Origin of the sequence: Aeromonas sp. ZOR0002, assembly GCF_963866995.1 — a bacterium.
Classification (GTDB): domain Bacteria; phylum Pseudomonadota; class Gammaproteobacteria; order Enterobacterales; family Aeromonadaceae; genus Aeromonas; species Aeromonas caviae.
The window spans coordinates 1-18,772 of record NZ_CAWMFQ010000235.1 but is presented as its reverse complement, the minus strand read 5'-3'; the positions used below and the strand labels follow the sequence as shown (position 1 = coordinate 18,772).

At 63.4% G+C, this 18,772-nt stretch carries 20 protein-coding genes; 7 read left to right on the top strand and 13 right to left on the bottom strand.

Annotation, left to right across the window (positions count from 1 at the left end):
* Positions 1–139 precede the first annotated feature (139 nt).
* Both AACR77_RS13320 and AACR77_RS13315 read left to right on the top strand, forming a co-directional pair.
* Complete coding sequence (locus AACR77_RS13320) at positions 140–352, top strand: hypothetical protein (protein WP_042878360.1); 213 nt, start codon at positions 140–142, stop codon at positions 350–352.
* A 200-nt stretch (positions 353–552) separates the two neighbouring features.
* Positions 553–1,014, top strand: coding sequence for a hypothetical protein (locus tag AACR77_RS13315; protein ID WP_042878364.1), 462 nt, complete (start codon positions 553–555; stop codon positions 1,012–1,014).
* Positions 1,015–1,086: 72 nt separating this feature from the next.
* Here the strand turns inward: AACR77_RS13315 and AACR77_RS13310 are convergent, their stop codons facing one another.
* The 4 genes from AACR77_RS13310 to AACR77_RS13295 all read right to left on the bottom strand — a co-directional run bounded on the left by AACR77_RS13310 (position 1,087) and on the right by AACR77_RS13295 (position 3,188).
* Positions 1,087–1,722 carry an FMN-binding negative transcriptional regulator gene (locus AACR77_RS13310; protein ID WP_042878357.1) on the bottom strand — a complete coding sequence of 212 codons (636 nt, stop codon included), beginning with the start codon at positions 1,720–1,722 and terminating at the stop codon, positions 1,087–1,089.
* Between the two features lie 235 nt (positions 1,723–1,957).
* Complete coding sequence (locus AACR77_RS13305) at positions 1,958–2,482, bottom strand: DUF4865 family protein (RefSeq protein WP_042878355.1); 525 nt, start codon at positions 2,480–2,482, stop codon at positions 1,958–1,960.
* Positions 2,479–2,871: a tautomerase family protein gene (locus AACR77_RS13300; protein WP_010675683.1), complete on the bottom strand. Its 393-nt coding sequence runs from the start codon at positions 2,869–2,871 to the stop codon at positions 2,479–2,481. The genes AACR77_RS13305 and AACR77_RS13300 overlap by 4 nt, the downstream gene beginning before the upstream one ends.
* A complete protein-coding gene (locus AACR77_RS13295) occupies positions 2,862–3,188 on the bottom strand; it encodes a carboxymuconolactone decarboxylase family protein (protein ID WP_010675684.1) in 327 nt (108 codons plus the stop codon). The genes AACR77_RS13300 and AACR77_RS13295 overlap by 10 nt, the downstream gene beginning before the upstream one ends.
* A gap of 96 nt (positions 3,189–3,284) precedes the next feature.
* Here AACR77_RS13295 and AACR77_RS13290 point away from each other — a divergent pair, with 96 nt between their 5' ends.
* Positions 3,285–4,178 (top strand): LysR substrate-binding domain-containing protein, encoded by an 894-nt coding sequence (locus AACR77_RS13290; RefSeq protein WP_042878353.1) that lies wholly within the window; start codon positions 3,285–3,287, stop codon positions 4,176–4,178.
* Positions 4,179–4,284: 106 nt separating this feature from the next.
* Here AACR77_RS13290 and argH read toward each other — a convergent pair whose 3' ends face one another.
* From argH to argC, 5 genes are all read right to left on the bottom strand, one after another.
* Complete coding sequence (gene argH / locus AACR77_RS13285; protein ID WP_042878351.1) at positions 4,285–5,670, bottom strand: argininosuccinate lyase; 1,386 nt, start codon at positions 5,668–5,670, stop codon at positions 4,285–4,287.
* A gap of 202 nt (positions 5,671–5,872) precedes the next feature.
* Positions 5,873–7,108 carry an argininosuccinate synthase gene (locus AACR77_RS13280; protein WP_010675687.1) on the bottom strand — a complete coding sequence of 412 codons (1,236 nt, stop codon included), beginning with the start codon at positions 7,106–7,108 and terminating at the stop codon, positions 5,873–5,875.
* Positions 7,109–7,164: 56 nt separating this feature from the next.
* Positions 7,165–8,082, bottom strand: coding sequence for an ornithine carbamoyltransferase (locus tag AACR77_RS13275; protein ID WP_042878349.1), 918 nt, complete (start codon positions 8,080–8,082; stop codon positions 7,165–7,167).
* Between the two features lie 25 nt (positions 8,083–8,107).
* A complete protein-coding gene (argB, locus tag AACR77_RS13270) occupies positions 8,108–8,887 on the bottom strand; it encodes an acetylglutamate kinase (protein WP_010675689.1) in 780 nt (259 codons plus the stop codon).
* A 23-nt stretch (positions 8,888–8,910) separates the two neighbouring features.
* Positions 8,911–9,918, bottom strand: a complete 1,008-nt coding sequence (gene argC / locus AACR77_RS13265; RefSeq protein ID WP_010675690.1) for an N-acetyl-gamma-glutamyl-phosphate reductase — start codon at positions 9,916–9,918, stop codon at positions 8,911–8,913.
* A 261-nt stretch (positions 9,919–10,179) separates the two neighbouring features.
* Between argC and argE the strand changes: the two genes are divergently transcribed.
* Together argE and ppc are read left to right on the top strand one after the other, a co-directional pair.
* Positions 10,180–11,325, top strand: a complete 1,146-nt coding sequence (gene argE, locus AACR77_RS13260) for an acetylornithine deacetylase (RefSeq protein ID WP_039040568.1) — start codon at positions 10,180–10,182, stop codon at positions 11,323–11,325.
* Positions 11,326–11,538: 213 nt separating this feature from the next.
* Positions 11,539–14,172: a phosphoenolpyruvate carboxylase gene (gene ppc / locus AACR77_RS13255; protein WP_010675692.1), complete on the top strand. Its 2,634-nt coding sequence runs from the start codon at positions 11,539–11,541 to the stop codon at positions 14,170–14,172.
* Between the two features lie 166 nt (positions 14,173–14,338).
* On the opposite strand, the gene AACR77_RS13250 is transcribed toward ppc, so the two are convergent.
* Positions 14,339–15,820 (bottom strand): GGDEF domain-containing protein, encoded by a 1,482-nt coding sequence (locus AACR77_RS13250; RefSeq protein WP_042878347.1) that lies wholly within the window; start codon positions 15,818–15,820, stop codon positions 14,339–14,341.
* A 181-nt stretch (positions 15,821–16,001) separates the two neighbouring features.
* On the opposite strand from AACR77_RS13250, the gene ybaK reads away from it, so the two are divergent.
* Positions 16,002–16,472 carry a Cys-tRNA(Pro) deacylase gene (ybaK, locus tag AACR77_RS13245; RefSeq protein WP_010675694.1) on the top strand — a complete coding sequence of 157 codons (471 nt, stop codon included), beginning with the start codon at positions 16,002–16,004 and terminating at the stop codon, positions 16,470–16,472.
* A gap of 127 nt (positions 16,473–16,599) precedes the next feature.
* Here ybaK and AACR77_RS13240 read toward each other — a convergent pair whose 3' ends face one another.
* The 3 genes from AACR77_RS13240 to AACR77_RS13230 are packed head-to-tail and all read right to left on the bottom strand — an operon-like array spanning position 16,600 to position 18,280.
* Positions 16,600–17,328, bottom strand: a complete 729-nt coding sequence (locus AACR77_RS13240) for a GNAT family N-acetyltransferase (RefSeq protein WP_042878362.1) — start codon at positions 17,326–17,328, stop codon at positions 16,600–16,602.
* Between the two features lie 28 nt (positions 17,329–17,356).
* Positions 17,357–17,794 (bottom strand): rhodanese-like domain-containing protein, encoded by a 438-nt coding sequence (locus AACR77_RS13235; protein ID WP_042878345.1) that lies wholly within the window; start codon positions 17,792–17,794, stop codon positions 17,357–17,359.
* A gap of 18 nt (positions 17,795–17,812) precedes the next feature.
* A complete protein-coding gene (locus AACR77_RS13230) occupies positions 17,813–18,280 on the bottom strand; it encodes an OsmC family protein (protein ID WP_042878343.1) in 468 nt (155 codons plus the stop codon).
* Positions 18,281–18,532: 252 nt separating this feature from the next.
* Here AACR77_RS13230 and AACR77_RS13225 point away from each other — a divergent pair.
* The coding region (locus AACR77_RS13225; RefSeq protein WP_042878341.1) for a GntR family transcriptional regulator at positions 18,533–18,772 on the top strand (240 nt) is incomplete at its 3' end.

The following is an 18,772-nucleotide window of genomic DNA, read 5'->3' as shown; positions in this document are numbered from 1 at the left end:
CTGCTCGGGATCTGGCTCGGCTGGCCGCTCTGGCAGGGACTCTGAGCCACCAGGCGGGCATTGCCGCCCAAGGTCGGGTATGAGACAACGACAGCGCGGGAGACAGATCCTCTCGTTCAAATCTTGAAAGGAGTCATTCATGACCATGTGGACAGGTATCGTCCTGATCGTCTTTATCAGCGTGTCGTTCAGCTATCTCACCAAGCGCGCCCGCTACCAGATGGGGGATGCCCGCATCACGGATCGCCTCGGCAAACAGGATCTCATCATCAGGGAGTTGCAGGAGCGGGTCGCCAATCTGGAGGCCATCGTCATCGAGGAGGAGAAGCGCCGCCCGTTCAAGGAGCTCTGATCCGGCAAGCCGGGCGGCAAACCGGCCAGCCCCCGGGCTGCAAGGGTTTGCCGCCGCCCCCGCTCGCACCCGCCCGTCCTCTGCCTGGCAAAAGCGAAATTCACAGCAGGATCAATCCCCTGCCATTTTTCGGTTGAATGATCGCCAAGCTGGCCCATTCCCTGCTCCGTCATGACATCAGTCGTACGGAGAGTGACATCATGATCGCCATCGGCACCCTGCTTCCCCTCGCCTCCCTTGCCATCAAGCTCGGCAGCAAGCTGCTGGGCGACAGCACGCCACAGGCCAAGGCCGAGCCTGTCGTGCAGGAAGCGCAGCTTGCCCCCATGGTGCAGAGCCTGTTCCAGCGCCTCGGCATCCAGGAGGCTGACAGCGAGCAGAACCGCCCCGCCATCAACCACTTCATGGGGGCGTTGATGCAGACCCTGGGTCAGGAATCCTCGGATCAGCCCCTGCCCCAGGCCATCGATGCCGCCCGCACCCAGTTGGCAGACGGCACCCAGAGCACCCGCCTCGATGCGCTGCAAAGCGAGCTCGACACCCTCAAGGGCTCCCTCGGCAACAGCGACCTCAACCTCGATCAGCTGCTTTCTGCCTTCAAGCAAACCCTGCCACAGGGCCCGGGGGAAGGCGTCGGCAAGCTGCTCAATGCCAGCGCGTGAGCGGGAGTGGAACCATGAAAAACGGCAACCAGACGGTTGCCGTTTTTGTCGAGCAGCTCCCTGGGTGCCACGCTAGGGCTGTGAAGGGGGCGGGTTCAGCATGGCGCCGGCCAGCGCGGTCTGCCCGCGATCCTGCAGGGCATTGGCCGCTCCCAGGCGATCCGCTGTCTCCTTGTTCTGACCCAGCTTGAACTTGCCGACCAGCCGCTCAATCTCGATCTCTATGCCCACCACGGCCTGCACCATGGTCTCGAGATAGTCTCGCGGCGCATCCGCCATCTTCCAGGGAATGGACTCTCCCGCCTCGTGGGTACGGGTCAGGGTCGCGAGCAGGCGACGCACGAAGCGGGCATCGTCCCTCACCCGGATACGTCCATGGGCGTGCACCACGGCATAGTTCCAGGTGGGCACCTGCTGATGATGCACCTGCTTGCCCGGATACCAGCTGGGGGAGATATAACCCTCGGCGGCGCGGAAGATCACCAGCACCTCGTCGCCCTCTTTCACCTCCTGCCAGAGTGGGTTGTTGCGGGCCACATGGGCCCGCAGCACACCGTGGGCCCCCTGCGCCCCATCAAACTCGAACGGCAGGTGGTTGGCATCCAGCCCCCCTTCACCACAGGTGATCAGGGCCCCCAGGGGGTGCGCCTGCATCAGCTGGTGCAGCGCCTCGGGGTCGGTAACGGCGAAATGGGGTGGCAGGTACATGGGAACTCCTTGATCCGGTTGACGCGTCCATACGCATTGCAGCGGGATCATGCCCTGCCCGGCGCGGGCCGTCACCCCGAATGTGCCCCACTGAGCCAGTTCATTGCAGCAGGTGGCCGCAATGCCACATCATCATCCACAAGCGAGATATAACACCCTATGTTCACGATGCGAATATCACTTTCACAGCCCAAGTGAATGGAAAAACAGCCTCAATGACAAAGATAATTCCGCTTTACACCCCGCCCCCCTTCGCCAAATAGCCGATACGGTAGATCTCGCCCCCGCCAGGCAAGGGCGATGAGAGGGACGGGAGAAAATCCGCCTCCAGCCATTCCCATCGGGTGAGATCCCAGCCGCTCACCATGGCCTCGCCGTGCAGGTCGGCAAGCTCGCCGTGGGAAGTGACCTTGGTGCGCCGCAGCCTGGCCATGCAAACCCCGTCGAGGGAGGCCGGATCCGGCGCCCGCAGCAGATGCCAGGTCTCGATGCGGGGCCATCCGAAATGCCGGGTGAGCGCCGCGAATCCCTCGCTTGCCAGGAATCGGTGCATCGCCTCGGCGCTGTGCCACACATAGAAGGGGGCATAGCGGTTCTCCTGCCCCGGCAGGGCCCCATCGTCCTGACGGCTGTAGAGATAGGCCTTGAACAACAGACCGGGAAAGCCGTCCAGTCTGGCGCCATTGCTGGCGATCCGCTGCTCGATCAGCGCCATGTCGTAGTCTGCGGGCAGGGTGAATCGGTAGTGCATGGCGATCATGAGGCCACCTCCTGTCTGAACATCCGGCCCTGGCCGAAACTCCACGCCTCGGCATCGGTCTGCTGGATCACCACCATGAGGTTGTCGGGGTGGATCCCAAGCTCGGCCTCAAGGCGCTCGGCGAGACGTGCATAAAGCCGCTCTCTGGTCGCGGTGCTGCGCACCTTGCCCGCCAGGATCTGGAAGAGGATGAAACCCTGGTCCCGGCGGCCGGTCTGGTAGTGGGGGTCATAGATGAGCGCACTGGCAGGCAAGATCTCGAGGATCTGGAATTTATCCTTCGGCGGCACCTCGAACACCTCCACCAGGGTCTGGTGGTAGAGGGCGCTGAGTTGTTGCAGGTGTGCGTCGCTCATCCCCTCGCACAGGGTGATACGGGTCAGCGGCATGGGGTCACCTCCTCGCGGGGGGGCAGATAGCCCACGGCCGTCACTGCGGCGGGCAAACCGGCGTAGAAGGCAAGATGGGTGAACAGCTCTTCCAGCTCATCCCGGGACAGGCCGTTTTGCCGGGCGAATGCAATATGCCAGGGCAGTTGTTGCACCCGGCCCAGGGACGCCAGGATGGCCAGGGTGATCAGGCTGCGCTCGCGGGCCGAGAGGGTGGGGCGCTGCCAGATATCGCCAAACAGCGTCTCTTCCGCCAGTCGGGCGAGTCGGGGGGCAAGCTGCGCCAGGGTGGCGCGATCGGGAACATCGGGTGTCATGGCAATCTCCTTGGTGGATGAAGCCACTCTCCCTCACTGCTACAATTTAAAAAATCGAAATATTCAAGACCAATCATCCCGATTATAAGGATAGTTATGTCACCCCTTCCCCCCAGCCTGGATCTCGATGCCCTGCGCAGCTACGTGCTGGGGCTGGAGTGCGGCAGCTTTGCGCTGGCGGCGCAGCGGCTGTGCCGCTCCACCTCGGCGGTCAGCGCCCAGTTGAAAAAACTCGAACAGCAGTGCGGCACCGATCTGGTCATGAAGCAGGGACGTCACCTGGTGCCGACAGCCAGCGGTGAGCGCCTGCTGGGCTACGCCAAGCGGCTGCTGGCGCTCAATGACGAAGCCGTGCTCGCCCTCAAAGGGGAATTGCTGCAAGGGGAGATCCGGCTCGGGGTGCAGGAGGACTTCGGCGAATCTTTGCTCCCCGCCGTGCTGGGGCCCCTCTGTCGTCAGCACCCGGCCCTGCGCATGACAACCCGCATCGATCGCAACGGGGCTCTAGTGCAGGGGATCAGGGAGGGCACCCTCGATATGGCTCTCGCCTGGCAGCCACAGGGAGAGCGGGAGGATCTTCCCCTCATCGAGGTGGTGCAACTGGCCTGGATTGCCCACCCCGAGTGGGACCTCGCCCCTTTGCTCGCGCGCGGGGAGCCCCTGCCCCTGGTGCTCTTCGATGCCCCCTGCCTGATGCGGGCGCGGGCCATCCGCGCCCTCGACGATGCCGGGATCCCCTGGCGGATCGCCTTCACCAGCCAGAGCCTGGGCGGGATCTGGGCCGCCGTGCAGGCCGGGCTCGGGATCACGGTGCGTTCCCCCATCGGCATGCCGGCCAGTCTCGCCACCCTCGGCGGCGTACTGCCCTCACCGGGTACCCTGGGGGTGGTGCTGCTCGCCGCCAGCCATGAAACCGACGAGGCCAGATGCCAGTTGCAACGACTGCTCACGGACGCCGTGCATCAGGCCAGCGCCGGACACAGGGGCTGAACAGCTTCTGGTCAACGCGCCCCACGGCGCCGAGGCGTGCCCATAAAAAAACGGCAACCCTGGGGTTGCCGTTCTGCCTTCTTGTTCCCATGGCGAGCCGCTTGGCTTAACCCGCCCGTTTGGCCAGCCAGGCCTCGGCGGCGGTGAGGGCTGCCTCTATCTGCTCGCGAGCGACGCCTCCCTTGGCAACCCGCTTGGCCAGAGTCGCTTCCAGCTCCAGGTTCGGGTAAACATCCTCCCCCACCACGGGGCTGAAGCGCTGGAACTCGGGGAGGGAGAGTTCTTCCAGGGGCTTTTTCACCTGGATCGCATAGACCACAGTCTCGCCGACGATATGGTGCGCCTCGCGGAACGGAATGCCCTTGGCCACCAGATAGTCCGCCAGTTCGGTGGCATTGGCGTAACCGCCCTGGGCCGCCGCCTTGGTACGCTCGCCATTGACCTTCAGATCGATCAGCACCAGCGCCGCCATGTCGAGGCAGTCGTGCCAGGTGTCGAGGGCATCGAACAGCCCCTCCTTGTCTTCCTGCATGTCCTTGTTGTAGGCCAGCGGCAACGCCTTGAGGCTCATCAGCATGCCCATCTGGGCGCCGACCACCCGGCCGGTCTTGCCACGAATGAGCTCCAGCGCGTCCGGGTTCTTCTTCTGGGGCATCAGGGACGAGCCGGAGGTGACCGCATCTGAGAGCTCGACAAAGCCCGCCTCGCCGGTGTTGTAGAAGATGAGGTCTTCGGCAAAGCGCGACAGGTGGGTCATGGAGAGGGACGCCACGTGCATCAGCTCCACCACGTGATCCCGGTCGGAGACCGAATCCAGGCTGTTGCGGGTGGCGCCGCTAAAGCCCATGTCGAGCGCCAGCGCCTCCCGGTCGATGGCATAGGCGGTGCCTGCCAGGGCGCCGCAGCCGAGGGGGCTGGTGTCGAGGCGCTTGAGGGCATCCTGCAGACGGGAATGGTCCCGCTCCAGCATCTCCACATAGGCCAGGGCCCAGTGGGCGTAAGTGACCGGTTGGGCACGCTGCAGGTGGGTGTAACCGGGCAGCACCGCGGCCTGATTGGCGCGGGCGGAGGCCACCAGCCCCTGTTGCAGGGCGGTGATGGAGCCGAGCAGCAGCTCGCCCTGTGCCTTGCACCAGAGTTTGAGGTCGGTGGCGACCTGATCGTTGCGCGAGCGACCGGTGTGCAGCTTCTTGCCAAGGGCGCCGACGGCGTCGATGAGCTGGCTCTCGACCCAGGAGTGGATGTCTTCGGCGTCCGAGTTCAGGATCTGCTGGGGATCCTGCTGCACGGAGGCGAGCAGCACGTCCATCGCCTGCTGCAACTGAGCCTGCTCACCCTCGGTCAACACGCCCACCTTGACCAGCGCTTTGGCCCAGGCCATGGAGCCCTGAATATCCTGCTCCGCCAGACGGTAGTCGAACCGCAGCGAATCGTTGAACTGCTTGAACCGGCTATCGGCTCCCTGACTGAAGCGTCCACCCCAAAGTGCCATACTGCTCTCCTTGAATGCGTTGTCGGCGGCGCCTTGCGCCGTCGAACTTGAAATCTTGCCCTGTTTTTCTGCGAGCCTGTTATCTCACAGAAGCGGCCAGGGCGCAGCCGCTCTTGTCACACCCGATGAGGATGGCAAAGGGCCTCTTTGCCTGTAAAAGAGGGGGCCATGCCCCCTCGAATCAACGGGTGATAGCGCTTGTTTAGCCGTGGGTATGGTCGCCACCGATGGCTTGATGCTGCTCTTTCATGGCGCGGATCCGGCTCGCCAGGGTGTAGAGACGGATGAAGCCTTCGGCATGGCTCTGATCGTACACTTCGTCGGCACCGAAGGTGGCGAAGTCTTCGGAGTAGAGGCTGTTCGGCGACTTCTTCTGCACCGCGGTGACCTGACCCTTGTACATCTTCAGCACCACTTCACCGTCGAGCTCCTCGGCGATGGCGTTGGCGGAGGCGACAATGGCCTTGCACAGCGGGGTGAACCAGCGACCGTCATACACCAGGTGGGAGAACTCGGCACCCAGCTTTTCCCGCCAGGCGCGGGTCGGTCTGTCCAGTACCAGCTCTTCCACGGCGCGCAGTGCGGCAACCATCACGGTACCACCCGGGGTCTCGTAGCAGCCACGGGACTTCATGCCCACCATCCGGTTCTCGGTGATGTCGATCCGGCCCACGCCGTGCTTGCCGGCACGCTCGTTCAGGGTGGTCAGGATCTGGTGCGGGCTGAGCGGCTGATCGTCAACGGCGACCACTTCGCCCTTGGCCACGGTCAGCTTGACGTATTCCGGCTCGTTCGGGGCATCCTCTGCAGAGACGGTCCACTGCCAGACGGCTTCGGACGGCTCGTTCCAGGTGCTCTCCAACTCGCCACCCTCGGTGGAGATGTGCCAGGCGTTAGCATCACGGCTGTAGATCTTCTTCAGGGTCGCCTTGCAGGGGATGTTGCGGGCTTCCAGATAGGCCAGCAGATCTTCCCGGGAACGCATGTCCCACAACCGCCACGGGGCGATCACTTTCAGCTGGGGCGCCAGGGCAGCTACCGCCCCTTCGAACCGAACCTGGTCGTTGCCCTTGCCGGTGCAACCGTGGGAGATGGCATCAGCCCCTTCTGCCAGGGCAGCCTCGACCATCGCCTTGGCGATCACCGGACGGGCCATGGAGGTGCCCAGCAGGTAGGTGCCTTCATAGACGGCGCCGGTCTTCAGGGTCGGGTAGACATACTCTTTGACGAACTCTTCCCGCAGATCCTTGACGATGCACTTGACCGCGCCGGAGGCGATGGCCTTCTGCTCGATCCCTTCCAGATCGTCACGCTCCTGGCCCACGTCGGCGACGAAGGCGATGATTTCAGCGTCATAGTGCTCCTTCAGCCAGGGAATGATGGCCGAGGTATCCAGTCCGCCCGAGTAAGCCAGTACGATCTTGTTGATTCCGCTCATTTACTTCTCTCCGTGATGATTCGATAAAAAGGGGTGATTCCGGGTCGGTTGCCGGATTACTTCTGGCCCTGTCCGAACAGGGTCAGCAGCACGGCGTTCTGGATATGCATCCGGTTTTCTGCCTCATCCATGATGAGGGAGGCTGGGCCGTCCATGACCTCCGAGGTGATCTCCAGCTCCCGGTGGGCCGGCTGGCAGTGCAGCACATGCTGGATGCCGGTCCGATCGAGCAGGGCCTGGTTGATCTGATAAGGCATGAAGATATCTTTTACCTGCTCCATTGGTGTGTTGTCACCCATGGAAACCCAGGTATCGGTATAAACCACGTCAAAGCCTTCGATATCCGCGACATCATCGCTGATATGTATGGTCGCGCCAGATTGAGCTGCCAGCGCCTGGGCCTGCAGGAAGATCTGGGTATCAGGGCCATGGCCTTTCGGGCAGACCAGGGTCACGTCGGTACCGAGGGTCGCCCCCAGCAGCAGCAGGGAGTGGCTCACGTTGTTGCCATCGCCGAGATAGGCCAGCTTCACCTTGGACAGATCGCTGTAGTGCTCGCTGATGGTCATGAAATCCGCCAGCCCCTGGCAGGGGTGGTAGAGGTTGCACAGGCTGTTGACCACAGGCACCGAGCCGAACTCGGCCAGCTCGACCAGGGTCTGGTGATCGAACACCCGGGCGACGATGGCGTCACACCAGCGGGACAGGTTGCTGGCGAAATCCTTCACCGACTCCCGCTTGCCGAGCGCCCCGTTCTGCTGATCCAGATAGACACTGTGACCACCCAGTTTGGCGATGCCGATGTCGAAGGTGACCCGGGTACGCAGGGAGGGCTTCTCGAACAGGGTGACCACGCTCTTGCCCGCCAGGGCCTGGCTGTATTTCTTCGGATCGGTCTTGACCGCCTTGCCAAGCGCCAGCAGCGCCTCGATCTGGGCCTTGCTTAAATCACTGTCTTTCAGAAGATGTTGCATCGGATTGTCCTTTTCCCGGTGGTGATCAGAGGGTGACCTGGGTGCCGACCGCGCCGCCAGCCAGCAGCTTGAGCAGCTGATCCGGGTAGCGCCAGCTGGCGACACAGACCGGCTTGCCCAGGGTTTCGGCGGCGTGCAGGGCGGCTTTCACCTTGACGGCCATGCCGTCCGTGATAACGCCTTTCTCCATCAGGTCCAGCGCGCTCTGCTTGTCCAGTTGCGGCACCAGCTTGCCCTTGCCATCCAGAATGCCGCTCACATCCGACAGCATCACCAGATCGGCGCCCAGCGCTTCGGCGATGGCGGTGGCCGCCTGATCCGCATTGACGTTCATCATCTGTCCGTCGGCGGTGATGCCGATGGAGCTCACCACCGGCAGGAAGCCCTGCCCCAGGATGCCGGCCACCAGCGCCGGGTTGCCCGGTTTGCAGTCACCGACCGCACCGAGATCCGGATCGAGCTGGGTCACCTGGCACAGACCCCCGTCGGCGAGGCACAGACCCACAGCAGGAATGCCGGTGGAGATGGCCTTGGCCATCATCATCTTGTTGGCGGTCCCGGCCAGGGCACCGGCAATCACGGGGATCTGCTCGAACGGGGTCACCCGCAGGCCGTTCTTCTTGGTGGAGGTCATGCCCAGCCCCTTGAGCAGGTCGTCCACCAGGCAGCCACCACCGTGCACCAGCACCAGAGGACGGTGCTGATCATCCAGGAAGGTCTTCAGGGTGGCGAACAGGGCGGTCAGGGCCTCGTCGTTCTCGATCAGGGCACCACCCAACTTGATTACCAGCGTCTGCTTGTCCATCTTCTCGATCCTTTCTTAAAGCGTTAAATCAGGCCGGTGGCCGGTTCAAAACCAAACTTGATATTTATGCACTGCATGGCTTGCGAGGCGGCCCCCTTGAGCAGGTTGTCGATGGCAGAAACCACCACCAGCATGTTGCCCTGCTGCTGCCAGGCGATGTCGCAGTAGGGCGTGCTCGCCACGCCTCGGATGGAGGGCATCTGGCCGGTGAGCCGTACCAGGGGCTTGCCTTCGTAGGCCTTGAGGTAGGCCTGATCCACCTGGGTCGGCGTCACCCCTTCTGCCAGTTGCACATAGATGGTGGCCAGGATGCCCCGCACATAGTTGCCGAGGTGGGGCTGGAACAGCACCTCCTTGCCGAGGTGGTGGCTGATCTCCGGCTGGTGCCTGTGATTGAAGGTGCCGTAGGGATTGAGGCTCACTTCGCAGAAACTGGTGTTGATGGCGGCCTTGCGACCGGCCCCGGAGACGCCGGAAACCGCATTGATGATGGGCTGCCACCCCTGGGCAATCAGCCCGGCCTGTTGCAGCGGCTTGAGGGCGCACAGGGAGGCGGTCGGGTAGCATCCCGGCACGGCAATCAGCTGGGCGGCCTTGACGGCATCGGCATTCCACTCGGCCAGACCGTAGGCGGCCTGCTCCAGCCACTGCTCATTCTCGTGGGTGAAGCCGTAGAAGGAGGAGTAGAACTGCTGATCGTTGACCCGGAAGGCACCGGAGAGATCGAACACCGGCAACCCCTTGGCCAGGAACTTGGGCGCGAGTTCCGCACTCACCTCGTGAGCAGTGGCCAGCACCACCAGATCGGCCTGGGTCAGGATCCGGGTCATGCCGTCTTCGTCCAGGGGCAGCAGCGGCTGATCCAGCTTGCCCACCCACTGGGGATGCAGGGAAGAGAAACGTTTGTGGGCGTCCTGGCTGCCGGCGGAAACATAGAGGCCGAACAGCTCGAGTTGTGGATGGTTCTGGACCAGAGCGGCCAGTTCGGCCCCCGCGTAGCCACTGGCACCGACGATAACGGTCTTAAGCATGTTTGAGTATTCCAAGTCTGGGTTCGAAATTCACAGCATGGTGCTGCGGTGCAAGGGGTCGGCTATCGCCCCTTTGATGCAACGAGTGCGGAGGGGCAATTCAGGCGGATATGCGTCGTCGGTTACAGATCAGGTGACAGAACATTAACTTTCCCTTACAACTAGAGGCCTTGTCGATGAGCACTCGAACAGAATATTCATGCACTCACTTTGCATTTGTATTTTCTAACAGAAACACTCCGGGGACGCAAGGAGGAGCTGATGGCCAAACTGGATTTTTTTTCACTTTATAAGAATATTATTGCGATTCCCTCTATCAGCAGCACGGATACTCGCTGGGATCAGAGCAACGAGGCGGTGATCCGGCTGCTGGCCGACTGGTTCGGCCAGCTTGGGTTCCAGTGCGAGGTGACGGCCCTGCCGGATCTGCCGGGCAAGTTCAACCTGGTGGCGACCTATGGTCAGGGAGAAGGGGGGCTGCTGCTGGCGGGTCACACGGATACGGTTCCCTTCGATGAAGGAGCCTGGACCAAAGACCCCTTCAAAGTGACCGAAGAGGGCAACCGCCTGTACGGGCTCGGCACCATCGACATGAAGGGCTTCTTCGCCTTTATCGTGGAAGCGCTCAAGGAGGTCGACCTCAAGACCCTGAGCAAGCCGCTGCGCATCCTGGCCACCGCCGATGAAGAGACCACCATGGCCGGGGCCCGCGCCATCGCCGCCGCAGCCGAACTCAAACCCGACTACGCGGTGATCGGCGAACCCACCGGGCTGGTGCCCGTGGTGGCCCACAAGGGCCACATGTCGGAAGCTATTCGCATCACAGGCCGAAGCGGCCACAGTTCGGATCCCGCCAACGGCGTCAATGCCATGGAGATCATGCACAAGGCCATGGGTCAGGTGCTCAGGCTCCAGCAGGATCTGAAGGAGAAGTACGCGGATCACCGCTTCGCCGTGCCCCAGCCCACCCTGAACCTCGGCTACATCCAGGGGGGCGACAGCCCGAACCGCATCTGCGGCTGCTGCGAGCTGCACATCGACATGCGTCCCACCCCGCAGGTGGGACCCGACGAGCTGATGGGCATGTTGAAAGAGGCGCTCTCCCCCATCGAGATCCACCAGCCCGGCTGCCTGCACCTGCAGCACCTGCACGAACCCATTCCGGCCTATGCCTGCCAGGATGATTCCGAGCTGGTGCGGGAGGCGGAAAAGGCGAGCGGCCGGGCCGCCGAGTCCGTGAACTATTGCACCGAAGCCCCCTTTATCCAGCAGCTGGGTTGCGAGACCATAGTGATGGGCCCAGGCCATATCACCCAGGCCCACCAGCCCGATGAATACCTGGATCTGTCGTTCGTCAAACCGACCACGGCGGTGCTGCAGCACCTGATCCGGCGCTTCTGCGTCTAGCCAAACAGGGATGTAAGTAAGTTACATGACAGGCGCCTTGGGACAGGTGAGGGAAATACATGTTCTGAATCGGCTTGTTATTTGACCTTGCGCAGACAATCTGGGTAGATTGTCCCCCTAAGATGACGGAGCATATGTTGTAATCGCACAACAATAAGTGAGGTCGCCTCCCGCCTGGAAAGTCAGGAGGCACCAACAAAATAAGGATGTGGAATGAACGAAAAGTACGCCGCACTACGGGCCAACGTAGGCATGTTGGGCCAACTGCTGGGTAAATCCATCAAGGATCATCAGGGGCAGGCCTTCCTCGACAAGATTGAGACCATTCGCCAACTGGCCAAGTCTTCCCGCAAGGGGAACGAGGCTGACAGAGAGCGCCTGCTCGACACCCTGCGTACCCTCTCCGATGACGAACTGCTGCCCGTGGCCCGTGCCTTCAGCCAGTTCCTCAACCTGGCGAACGTGGCGGAGCAGTTCCACACCATCTCCCGTCGCTGCGAAGAGCAGGTCTGCACCCCGGACCCGCTGGAGCAGATGTTCGACAAGCTGAAAGCCTCCAACCTGTCCCAGGAGGCCATCATCCAGGCCGTGCGCGAGCTGGACATCGATCTGGTGCTGACCGCTCACCCCACCGAGGTGACCCGTCGTACCCTGATCCACAAGCACGTGCAGCTCAACGACTGCCTCGAGGCCCTGGAACTCTCCGATCTGCTGCCCCGCGAGCGGGACAAGATCCAGAGTCGCATCGAGCAACTGGTCAACCAGGCCTGGCACACCAACGAGATCCGCGAACAGCGCCCCACCCCGGTGGACGAAGCCAAGTGGGGCTTCGCCGTGGTGGAAAACAGCCTGTGGCCGGCCATCCCCGAATTCATGCGCAATCTGGACGAGCGCCTGCAACACCATCTGGGTGTGCGGCTGCCGCTGGATGCCGCGCCGGTCAAGTTCACCTCCTGGATGGGCGGTGACCGCGACGGCAACCCCTTCGTCACCGCCAAGGTGACCGCCGAAGTGCTGGAGCTGGGCCGCTGGATGGCGGTGAGCCTGTTCTACAAGGACATCAAGGAGCTCACCTCCGAACTCTCCATGGCCGATTGCACCGACGCCGTGCGTGCCCGGGTCGGCGACAATCCCGAGCCCTATCGCGCCCTGGTGCGTGAGCTGCGCGAGCAGCTGCGCGAGACCCAGGAGTACCTGACCGCCAAGGTACAGGGCCAGGCGAGCGAGAGCCGGGATCTGGTCAAGAGCACCGCCCAGCTGCGCGAGCCCCTGGAGCTCTGCTACCACTCCCTGCACGCCTGCGGCATGGGCAACATCGCCGACGGCATGCTGCTGGACGTGCTACGCAAGCTGGCCTGCTTCGGCATCCACCTGGTCAAGCTGGACATCCGTCAGGATGGCGAGCGTCACGGCCAGGTCTTCTCCGAGCTGACCCGCTACCTGGGTGTGGGCGACTACGCCGAGTGGAGCGAAGAGGACAAGCAGGCCTTCCTGCTGCGCGAGCTGAACTCCCGCCGCCCCCTCATCCCGAGCGACTGGGATCCCAGTGCCGAGACCCGCGAGACCATCGACACCTGTCGCGTCATCGCCCAGCACGACCCCGATGCGTTCGGCATCTACATCATCTCCATGGCCGGTGCCCCGTCCGACGTGCTGGCGGTGCAGTTGTTGCTCAAAGAGGCCGGCTGCAAGTTCCGCATGCCGGTGGCCCCGCTGTTCGAGACCCAGGAAGACCTGATGGCGGGCACCGCCGTGATGGAACGCCTGCTGTCGGTGGACTGGTATCGCGGTTACATCCAGGGCCGTCAGTACGTGATGATCGGCTACTCCGACTCCGCCAAGGATGCGGGCATGATGGCCGCTGGCTGGGCCCAGTACGCCGCCATGGAATCCCTGGTGGCGCTGGCTGAAGCCAACAACATCCGCCTCACCCTGTTCCATGGCCGCGGCGGTACCGTCGGCCGTGGCGGCGCCCCCGCCCATCAGGCGATCCTGTCGCAACCCCCGGGATCCCTGCGCGGCGGCCTGCGGGTCACCGAACAGGGGGAGATGATCCGCTTCAAGTTCGGCCTGCCGAAGGTGGCCATCCAGAGCCTGAACCTCTACACCAGCGCCGTGCTGGAGGGGAACCTGCTGCCGCCGCCCAAGCCGAAAGAGAGCTGGCGCGCCGTGATGGAGCAGCTGGCGTCTGTCTCCTGTGATCACTACCGCAGTATCGTGCGCGGTCACCCGGACTTCGTGCCCTACTTCCGTGCTGCCACCCCGGAGATGGAGCTCGGCAAGCTGCCGCTCGGTTCCCGCCCCGCCAAGCGCAAGCCCAACGGCGGTGTCGAGAGCCTGCGCGCCATCCCCTGGATCTTCGCCTGGACCCAGAACCGGCTGATGCTGCCGGCCTGGCTCGGCGCCCACAAGGGGTTGCAACAGGCCATCGACGACGGCCAGAAGAGCGTGCTGGACGAGATGAGCCGCCAGTGGCCCTTCTTCCGCACCCGTCTCGAGATGCTGGAGATGGTGTTCCTCAAGGCCGACCTCTGGCTGGCGGAATACTATGACACCCGCCTGGTGCCGGAGAACCTGTGGGCACTCGGCAAGCAGCTGCGTCAGGAGCTTGCCGACTCCATCGAGGTGGTGCTGAAACTGCGCCCGCAGGGCGACCTGCTGGACGATCAGCCCTGGATCAAGGAGTCCATCAAGCTGCGCAACCCCTACACAGACCCGCTCAACGTGCTGCAGGCCGAGCTGCTCAATCGCTCCCGCAACCACCCGGAGACCCTGCACCCCGAGCTGGATCAGGCGCTGATGGTCACCATCGCCGGCATCGCCGCCGGCATGCGCAACACCGGCTGATCCCGGACCGTTGCAAACAAGGGCGCCCCGGCGCCCTTTTTCGTCTCTGCCGGGCACGGGGATCCCGATATTGCCGCCAGCACAGCCCCCTCTAAGGGAAAAAAACATCCACAACAAACAGGGCGCCATGATGGCGCCCTGTTTTATTTCGCGATATAGCCTCTCATCAGGAGACCTGGTTGCGACCACGACGTTTTGCCTCATAAAGTCGCTGGTCCACACACTGAAGCCAGTCATCCATGCGCCTGTAACTCATCTGATAGGGGGTGAGCCCCACGCTGATGGTGACGGTGATCGCCTGATGCTGGTACAGGAAGGTGTGCTGCTCCACCTGGTGCCGGATGCGCTCCATGATGGTGTGGGCCTCCTCCAGGGTCGTGCCCCGCAGCAGCAGGATGAACTCCTCCCCGCCAAATCGCGCCACCAGATCCTTGCTGCGCACCGCCTGCATCAGGAGCCCCGCCAGCGACGCCAGCACGGCATCCCCGGCAAGGTGTCCATATACATCATTGATTTGCTTGAAGAAGTCGATGTCTATCAAGGCCAGGCAGCAGGCCTCCCCTTCGGCGGGATGGTGCTGGACGTGATCCAGCAACACGTTGGCCTGCTGGAAAAAGCTGCTGCGGTTGGGCAGCTTGGTCAAGAAGTCGTGCTCGGCGTTGAAGCGCAGCACCCGCTCCATGCGGCTGCGCTCATCCTCCAGGTTGCGGGCGTGGATAAGGGTGCCAAGGGCCGTGGTGAGGGGCTCGAGCAGGCTGACATGGGTCTCGTCAAAGCCACCCGGGCGGTTGGCCAGGGCGATCATGCCGATCGCCTCTCCCTTGTGGCGGATGGGAATGCCGAGGAAGCTCTCCAGGTGCGGATGACCACGGGGGGAGACACCGCGACTGGCTGGATGGCTCGGCAGATCGTTGCAGCACACCAGGGTATTGTGGGTCACCACGTGCCCAAACAGGTTGTCGAGCTTGCTGAAGATGAGCCCGCCCCGGCTCTGGCGCTGCTGCTCATACCAGGCATGGGTCGCCTCGTCCCAGGAGACATTGGAGATGGAGGGGACATAGAGACTGGGGCGGCCATCCTCGTACTGAATGATGCCGATGAAACCATAGGAGCTTTCGCTCACGCTCAGCAGCCGCTCGAAGACGGTGTCGCAGGCGGAGCCGAAATTGCGATCGAGCAGAAAACTCTGGTGAGCGGCCACCACGATGTCAAACAGCTGGCTCTGCTGCTCGACCCGCTGCTTGGCCATCACAGCCGAGGTAATGTCGTGCGCCAGCTTGACCACCCCCAGCAGGATGCCTGCCTCGTCGGTCACGGGCATGTAGGTGGCATGGAGCCAGAGGGGGTTGCCACCTTGCCTGACCCGGCGAAACTCCCCCGACTGGATCTCGCCACCTAATACCCTCTGCCAGAAGAGATCATGCTCCGCCTGCAGATCCGGCGGCAAGAGCATGAGATGGGACTGGCCCACCAGCGCTTCGGGGGGATAGCCCAGCATGTCGCAAAACAGGGGATTGACCGACACCATGCGACCATCGAGATCGAACTCGACCATGCCATAGGCCCGATCAAGGGCGGTCAGCCTGGCGAGGGTCTCATATCGATCCATCGCGTCGATATCGCGAGCGCAAAGTGCTGTGGTATTCATGGCTACGATTCCTTTCGATCGCCGGCGCATTGCATTGGAATGCGGGGACAAGTGCCCAAATCATAGGATCCGGCACCCGGTTACGCTAACACAGGCCCCGATTGGGTGTGAAGACTGGTTCTTGCCACATCCGGCTCCCGGGCGCAGACTGTCTGGCCTTGCCACGGTTCGAGGAGACCCCATGACACCCGCCATCAACTTGCTGAAAAAGCTCAAGATCCCCCACAGGCTCTACCCCTACGAGTGCGAAGCCCACGACGACTTCGGCAAGCATGCCGCTACCCAACTGGGTCTGCCTGAGGCGCAGGTGTTCAAGACCCTGCTCGCCCATCACGACAAGCAGGCGGTGGTGGCCATCGTGCCCTCCTCGGGCATGTGCAGCCTTAAGCAGCTCGCCAAGGCCACCGGGCTCAAGAAGGTGGAGATGATGAAGCCGGCGGAAGCCGAAAAGCTGACCGGCTACAAGGTGGGCGGCATCAGTCCCCTGGCCCAGAAGAAGCTGCTGCCCACCGTGCTGGACGACTCCGCCATGGCCTTCGACGAGATCCTGGTGAGCGGTGGCAAGCGGGGGCTCTCGGTCGGCGTGGCCCCCGGGGACATGGTCCGGCTGATGAACTGGATTGCGGCCCCCATCGGCGATCATCACGACTGAACAAACAAAAGAGGCGCCATGACTGGCGCCTCTTGCGTCTGGATGTCGGATCTGGCGCCTGTGTGCGAAGGATACCCAAAGCCCCGGCACCGGAAACCGCCCCGTCCCCGCAGGTGATCTGTCGCCCTCAACACGCCGCAGAGCGGCAGGTGGCGGTCAGTTCGGAGAGTCGGCGACGCTGACGCCCGGCATGGTCGAAGTTGCCGTCCTCCAGCCAGCGCTCGAAGCACCCTTTCAGGGCGGGCCACTCGCTGTCGATGACGGAGAACCAGGCCGTATCCCGGTTGTGTCCCTTGTCCACCCGCGCCTGACGGAAGGTCCCCTCATAGTGAAAGCCGAGGCGCAGGGCCGCCTGGCGCGAAGGCAGGTTCAGGGCATTGCACTTCCACTCGTAGCGCCGGTATCCCAGAGCAAAGGCATTGGCCATCATCAACACCATGGCCGCCGTCGCCAGCCGTGACTGCTGCATGGCGGGGGAGAAGTGCAGCCAGCCCACCTCGATGCTGCCCGCCAGGGGATCGATGCGCAGGTAGCTCGCCAGCCCCAGCGCCCGTCCGCTCCCCTCGTCGATGATGCCGTAGAACTGGGGATCCCGCTTGGTGGCGACCTCCCGCAGCCAGACCCCCATGGCGACCTCGTCCGCGAAAGGGCCGCTGGTCAGGTAAGTCCACATGGCCCCGCTGTCGGCACTGAATGCCTGCCACAGATCCCCCAGGTGGCGCTCGGGATCAAGGGGCTCGAGACGACAGCCCCAGCCATGCAGTGCGCGGTGGGGAGGGAACTCGGCGCCGCGCCATTCTGGCTGCGCACGCCCAAGAGGCTGCCCAAAGTCGTTGAAAAGGGCGGCGCCGGACAGGGAGGCGTCGCCCCCCTCATTGCAACGTTCAACAGGCACAGGCAATTCCCCCTTCCAGCAGCACTCCGGGCTCGCTGCCCGTGGCGACGGCGAAACCGTCCTGACGCCACCAGTGCAGACCCCCTATCAACTCCTTGACCTCAAACCCGAGGGACGCCAGCTTGTAGGCCCCCTGGGTCGAACCGTTGCAGCCGATGCCGTCGCAATAGCAGACATACACCAGGTTCCGGTCCAGTACCGCCGTGGTCGACGCCGTCATGGTCCTGTGGGGGAAGGAGATGGCGCCGGGAATGTGCCCCTCGGCATAGTGTGCGGGGGAGCGGGTATCGATGACCACGATCCCCGCCGCCCCGGCCAGCAGATCGGCGGCCAGATCCGCCGGATCGGTACGAAACTTCAGCTGGGCCTCGAAAAAGGCGCTGGCTTCGGCGGCCCCTGCCACCCCTGTGCTCAATACATGACTCATCCTGAACGCTCCTGATGACTAGATGACGATCTCTGTGGTGACGACGGTGTTGACCGAGTTGGCGATGAAGCACTCCTCATGGGCCTGGTGGTGCAACTGCTCCAGCTCCGCCAGGGCGGGCTCCCGCTCTCCCCCGAAGATCACCCTGGGACGCAGGGTGACCCGGGTCATGGCGAGGCGACCTTGCCCGTTTTTCGCCATGATGCCGACCGCTTCGTCCCGGTAGCTCTCTACCCGATAGCCCGCCTTCGCCGCCAACCAGAGGAAGGTGAGCATGTGGCAACTGGAGAGGGCCGCCACAAACGCCTCTTCCGGGTCCACATGTTCCGCCACCGAGTAAGGCAGCGGCACCACATGGGGAGAGGAGGAGGCCGGCACCCTGACCCCGCCATCAAACGCCCACTCATGGGACCGGCTGTAACGCTGATCGACGAAGGGCTCGTGCTCCCCCCGCTGCCAACTGATGGTGGCACTGTATTCCGACATGCAGACTCCTTGTGTTGCCAATCCGTGCCGCCCGCTGGCGCCACCCTGTGACCACCAATGTAGCGACAAAATGGCCTTGCCACGCCGACCAATTTTGCCAATATGGGCAGACCAATTTCATCGAGCCGCCACCATGACCATCCACCCCACCCGCTTTGCCCGTCGGTCGCCAGCCCCACAGCCGCGCCATGCCCTGCGGGCAGGATCCCTGCCTCGAAAGGGGCGCAACCCCCGCGCCAACGGGAGCGCATCATGACCGTTCTGCCAACGCTCTTCGCCAGCCAGCAGCAAGGGGATCTGCCCCTGCACGAACAACTGGTGCGTACCCTGCGCGAGGCCATCCTGGCGGGCCACCTGCCCCTGCACAGCCGCCTGCCCGCCAGCCGTCTCCTGGCCCGGGATCTCGGGATCTCCCGCAGCACGGTGGAACTGGCCTATGGCCGGCTCGAGGCGGAGGGGTATCTGGTGCGCAAGGTGGGCGCCGGCAGCTTT